We start from the raw sequence: 627 nt of genomic DNA, 5'->3' as shown, positions 1-627 counted from the left end.
ACCACAAGAACCTTGTAATATTCATACTTATTTGGCTGTGTAATCTTAATTTTTTGACCATAGAAACCATCGATTTCTTTGTCAAAATAATCTGAAAATCTTGATGGCAAGCGTTTCATCTTAAGAACCTCACCAGATTGGTCTGCATATACAAGTAAGTGATGGAGGGTTGTAGCCATACCATCATCAATCAGTACAAAGTAACCTGTTTTGAGCTTACCTTGTCCATTTTCTAAATAGTATAGTTTATTGTTATTGATTGTAAAGTTATCAAATCGAAGTCGTACACCTGGGTCTTCTAGATAAAGATCATTGCCAACTTTTTTGATTTCTGATCTAGTTGTCATCTCTGGAAGTGGTAATACTCTACGACCATCTGCTCCAAAGTAATATCGACCTGGTAGATTTTGGAAATTACGAATAACTGCCTTAGGATCAATTTCTTGTCCTTCTTCTTTATTATCCACTAGAGCTAAGGTAGTATTTGCAACCTCATCTCCATATTTATTAGAAAACTTCTTGAACTCTGGTCTGATATACCAAGCATTTTTTTCAATAATAACATCGTCACCTTTAGCATTTAGCAAATATTCTTGCCCATCTCCAAGTTTGACAATATCATGAATA

At 34.3% G+C, this 627-nt stretch carries 1 pseudogene; it reads right to left on the bottom strand.

Annotated features, from left to right (window positions below):
* Positions 1–627, bottom strand: a pseudogene (locus N8L90_RS09320) (N-acetylmuramoyl-L-alanine amidase family protein); the annotation flags it as partial.

Origin of the sequence: Streptococcus mitis (assembly GCF_946190115.1) — a bacterium.
In the GTDB taxonomy this organism is placed as follows: Bacteria; Bacillota; Bacilli; order Lactobacillales; family Streptococcaceae; genus Streptococcus; species Streptococcus mitis_CO.
The sequence above is the reverse complement of the archived record's forward strand: the minus strand, read 5'-3'. Positions and strand labels throughout refer to the sequence as shown.